Origin of the sequence: Pseudacidovorax intermedius, assembly GCF_001476815.1 — a bacterium.
GTDB classification, from domain to species: domain Bacteria; phylum Pseudomonadota; class Gammaproteobacteria; order Burkholderiales; family Burkholderiaceae_C; genus Xenophilus; species Xenophilus intermedius_A.
The window spans coordinates 1-4,986 of sequence record NZ_LDSL01000221.1; the positions used below are offsets into that span (position 1 = coordinate 1).

4 protein-coding genes are annotated in these 4,986 nt (G+C 72.1%); all 4 read right to left on the reverse strand.

The annotated features are described in order from the left end of the window. Positions 1-485, reverse strand: a 485-nt coding sequence (locus tag NS331_RS24545) for an LEPR-XLL domain-containing protein (protein WP_153013036.1), incomplete at its 3' end; no start/stop codon positions are given. A gap of 522 nt (positions 486-1,007) precedes the next feature. Continuing rightward, positions 1,008-1,709, reverse strand: a complete 702-nt coding sequence (locus NS331_RS24550) for a SapC family protein (protein WP_206597363.1) — start codon at positions 1,707-1,709, stop codon at positions 1,008-1,010. A 253-nt stretch (positions 1,710-1,962) separates the two neighbouring features. Continuing rightward, the gene (locus tag NS331_RS24555; protein WP_153013037.1) at positions 1,963-3,564 is read right to left on the reverse strand and encodes an Lcl domain-containing protein; all 1,602 of its coding nucleotides are present in this window, start codon (positions 3,562-3,564) and stop codon (positions 1,963-1,965) included. Between the two features lie 5 nt (positions 3,565-3,569). Further along, positions 3,570-4,986: preprotein translocase subunit SecA (locus tag NS331_RS24560; RefSeq protein ID WP_153013038.1), on the reverse strand; the 1,417-nt coding region annotated here is incomplete at its 5' end.

Genomic DNA, 4,986 nt, shown 5'->3' on the forward strand with positions numbered 1-4,986 from the left:
CGGGCGGTGCGTGCGCCTGTGTCGGGCGTCAGCGTGCCGCCGGCGCTCTGGGTGTAGCTGCTGACGTTGTCCACGCCCGGCGAATGGCCGGGGCTGACCAGGCCGGTGTTGAGCACCGCCACGTTCAGGGTGCCGCTGCCGCGCAGGGTCTCGTTGGCCGCCACGGTCAGGGTGCTGGCCGAGAAGCCCTGGGCCTGCAGGTCGCCGACGTCGAAGACCGTGGCCGGCACGCTGGCGTGCACCGGCTGGTTGATGAGGTTGTCGTAGCTCTCGCGCGAGAGCAGCGGCTCGGCGCTGGTGGGCGCGGGATGGTCGAAGTCGTAGGCGCCGTGCAGGGCCTGGTCGTGGCCGCGGTCGTCGGTGACCACGCTCTGGATCGCCCCGAGCACCGGGTCGGCCGACAGAAGGACGCGCGGTTCCAGGGCTTCCAGACGCCAGCCGTCACGGACCATGCGGGCGACCTTCGTCTTCAGGGCTTTTCTCATTCCAACGTCCTTCGGCGCCCGGCCCCCACGTCCGCGGCACCCCGGTTCGAGGTGCGGCGGCTTCCCGGGCCGGGGCACTTTGCATTGCAGGCAATGCGGCTCACACAACAGGCACGGGCGCAGGGGGACCGATCCTGTCGGTCCCCCTGCGCCCAGCAAATCAGGTCGTACGTTCGGCGCGGCTTCCCCACCGCGACTAAACGCAAACAAACGTTACGGAGTGTCGCCGGGCGTCGGACGCCCGTCCATCGAATTCGTAGGAAAAAACGCCGTCCCGCAGGGGCAATCCAGGGGGCGGACGACGCGCTCGCGGCCGGCGTGCATGCGCCGGAAACCGCGTGGCATCCGAAGGGGGACACGGGGCCGTCGCGCCGCGGGGGCGGGACGGATCGCAGGGCCTGGCGCGAGGCCGCTACGGCGGCCGGCCCGCACCCCGCAGCGATGCGGGGCCGGGCCGGCGGAGGTTCGGGAAACCCCGGGTGCCGGGGCCAGGGCATGCGCACTGGCCTCGGCGTCATCGGCTTACTTGCCGGCGCGCTTGTCGGCCAGGTTGACCAGGCGCTCGATCTGCGCCAGCGAGATCAGCTGGGCGTAGATGGCGGGCAGGTAGCGCTTGGCGCGGATGTCGAGGAAGCGCTCGTCCGACAGGTTGTTCAGGCGCTCTTCGTTGATCACGTAGCAGCCGGCGATGTTCTTCACGCCGTCGTTCTCGCGCACGCGCATGTTCAGCGGCGTGAGCATGTTGTTCTCGGCCAGGAACTTGGAGAAGTCGCGCGTCAGGGCGTCCATCTGCTGCAGTTCCGACAGGTAACGCTTGACGTTCTCGATCACCTGGGTGGGTTCGCCCTTGTCGTCGAACAGGGCCGCGCCTTCGGTGTCGCTCACCAGTTCGCTGCCTTCGTCGATGCAGATCGTGTACTGGTTCTCCTTGTCGGAGCCGGCCAGCGCGAAGGGATAGCGGCGGATGATGGCGGGGACGTACGAGGCATCCCACTTGCCGTCGGCGCCGACGAACAGGTTGCTGCCGGCGTCCAGGCCGAGCAGGGCCACGGGACGGAACTCGTCCTTTTCCTTGTCTTCCAGGAAGACGATGGGGTAGATGGCGGCGGCACGGGCGAACTCGTGCATCGTCACGTAGGCGATGTGGAACTTGGAGGCGAACCCGAAGCCCGTGATCTCCTTGATGCGCTTCTTGGCGTGACGATCCTTATTGACGGGGACCACTTTTTCGAACAAAGGACTTCTCCTGCTGGCGGTTGAAAGCCGGGCGGAACGAGGGTGCCCGGACGCGGCCTTTCAGGTGCCGCGATTGCGTGTCTGGCAAAGACACAAATGTAAACAATTTGGCATCCCAGGTGTAGGCATCCGCTGATTGACCTGGGGTTTATCGGTACATCAAGCGGTCACGAAACGCTGCGCCGGAGGCGCGCGGAAAAAGGTGCCAGCGTCCCCGTGCCGGGGGCGCCGGCCACCCGTCTCACTGGCCGCCGCGGACCAGGCGCACCCGGCGGTTGCCGGACATGTCCACGGGCGCCACGCCGCCGTCGACGAAGTCGACGTACCAGGCCTGGCCGGCCGCCGTGACGGCCGGCGAGCTGCTCCAGTAGCTCGCGCCCGCGGTGTTGGGGAAGTAGGCCAGGTTGATGGACGGCGCGCTGCAGGCGCGCTCGACCAGCGAGGCCAGCTCGTTGCGGTTGGGCAGGCGCCAGTCGGTGTAGCCGAGGTAGGCCGAGGCGTTGGCGGACGCGGCCTGGGCCAGCGCACCGCTCCAGCCCATGCTGGCCGGGGCGCCGGCTTCGCAGCTGCCGCCGCTCTGGCCCTGGGTGCACTGGGCCCACATCAGCTGGGTGCGCTTGTCGGTGACGGTGCCGTCGCCCGGGGCGCTGTAGCGGTCGGAGGCGGCACGCGCCGTGCCGGCCGTGCAGGGGGCGACGGAGGACGCCGCGGAGGCCGATGCACCGCTCACCAGGCGGGCCGAGACGACGTTGCCCGTCGACGTGGCCTTGTTGCGGGTGCTCACCGCGCCGCCGTTGAAGTTCACGACCCAGGCCGTCTGCGCGTCGCTCGGGGTGGTGGTGCTGCTCCAGAAGATGGCCGGGTTCTGGGTGCTCACGCCAGCCATGTCGGAGAACCAGTCCGTGGCGATCGTGACGCCCGTGGTGGCGCCGGCATAGACCAGGCTGTCCAGCTCGGCCACCTCGGGCAGCCGCCAGTCGCTCACGCCGCACAGGCGGGCGGTGTTGGCCGCATCGACCTGTGCCTGGATGTCGGTGAAGTTGACCGCGGCCGGCTGGCTGCGGCCCTGCTGCACCTGCCACAGCAGGCCGGTGACGGCGTCGCGCACGCAGGCCGGGCCGGCGGCGTTGGCGGCCAGCGCCTGGCCGCTGGCATCCAGCTTGGCATAGCTGAAGCCGAAGGGGCCGTCGGCGGAGGCATTGGTCAGCGGGTTGGGGTCGCGGCCCGTCTCCGCATCCTGGCCGGCCAGGCCGCTGGCCGGGCAGGCCACCGCATTGCCGGCGGCGTTGTAGCAGGCGGCGATGCCGGTGTCGTTCAGGCCACCCGCGTCGTCGTTGACGATGGTGCCGGTGGCGCTGGGCGTGTTGGACGCACCGGCCACGCTGAGGCGGAAGCGCCGGTTGGCCTGGTAGGTGCCGTCGTTGCACACCGGGATGGTGATGCTCACGCTGGTGGCGCCGGCCGGCACGGTGAGCGCGGCGCCGCTGGCGGCCACGTAGTCGATGCCGCTGGCGCAGCTGGCGCCGCCGCGGGCATAGCCCACCACGGCACGGGTGGCGAGCGAGGACGACAGGTCGGCGGTGCTGTAGTTCACCACCTTGTCGGTCTTGGGACCGGATTCGACGCGCACGGTGAACACCAGCTTGCCGTCGGATTCGAGGGCGGTGACGTCGGACATGCGCAGCACCAGCGGCGTCTCCGGCTCCGGCGGAATGAAGAAGAAGCCGCCGCCACCGCCGCCGCCGCCGCCGCAACCCGACAGGGCCAGCAGGGCGGGAACGGCCGCCGCGGCCAGGGACCAGCGCAGCAGGGAGGGGCTCGTCGAGCAGGATTTCAGGACCATGTGCATCACCTCGGAGAACGGGAAACATCGCCGCGGGCGGCGAACGCGAGCTGGAGCAGCAGTTGCTGCTCCTGCAGGAACAGTTGGCGGCGCACTAGGCGCGCCTGGCGGGCGCGGCGGCGGCGCTGCAGGCCGAGCGCGATGCGCAGCAGCGGCAGGCGCAGCACTGCCGGCGCGCGGCCCAGGGCGGGCGCGGCGCCCTCGGCCGGCGACACGGGCCATAGCCGCAGCAGGCGGCGCTCGGTGGCGCCACGCAGGCCGCGGGCGGCGAACAGGGTTTCGGCACGGGCGGATTCCAGCGCCTCGGGCTGCAGCAGCAAGAGCGGCGTGCCGGGCGGCGCCATGCGCACGTCCAGGCCGGGCAGCAGCGGATCGGGCACCAGCAGCAGCTGGCCCGGCGCCAGCACGCCGTCCTCGGGGCTGGGCGCTGGGGCGCCGAGCATGGCCGGCGTGAGCGCGCGCACGCGCAGCGCCTCGGCGAAGGCGCGGAAGCTGTCGGGCCGGCGCAGCGCCACCAGCACGGCGGCGCCGGCCTTCACGGCCTGCGCGGCCGCCTCGGCGGCCACGGCATAGGCGGTTTCGTGGTCGGGCGCCGGCGCGTGCTGCACGGCCGGGCCGGCGTCGGCGCGGCGCTGGTGCAGGACCACGGCGCCGTAGATGCGCCACAGCTCGCCCTCCAGCCCGCCCAGCGTCGAGGCGATGCCGCCGAGCAGCCGGTAGCGGCCGAAGAGTTCCTGGTGCGACAGCCGGCCGGTGACCACCGGCGGGTCCGAAGGCGGCAGGCCCTCGCGCGCCTCCAGCGCCTGCAGCAGGCCGGTGTGCAGGGTGCGCTGCGGCACCAGCGCGGCCACCGGGGTGTCGCCGCCCAGCACGATGCGCTGCGCGCCGGAAGGGTCGGACTGCACCTGGTAGTGCCGCCCGCGCACGAAGCGGTCGCGCACCACCAGGGCCTGCATCACCAGCTCGTCGCGGCGGCGCGGCGCGCGCCAGAAGGTGGACAGCACGCCCTCGCGCTCGTCCAGCAGCCGCTGGCCGGCGGGGGTGAAGCGCAGCACGCCGGCGCGGTCCTCGTAATGCTCGCCGCGGCGGAAGGCCTGCGCCATCTCGCGCGCCTGCACCACGGCCTCCAGCAGCAGCGGGTTGTGGCCCGGCGCGCTCAGCACCAGCGGCTGCACCGCGTCGTCGATGAGCACGCGGTCGGCATCGTCCACCAGGGCCCAGTGGCGGTTCTCGCCGCCATGGCGGCGCCACAGGGCCGGGTCGTTCAGGCAGTCGGCCATCAGCCGCCGCGCGGTGGTCAGCAGCACCGGCGCCTCGTAGGCGCTGGTCAGGGCCTCGTCGGGGGCCTGCGGCAGCAGCACGGCGCACCGCACGCCGCAGCGTTCGTACAGCGGCGCCATGGCAGCGGCATGGCGGGCGGCG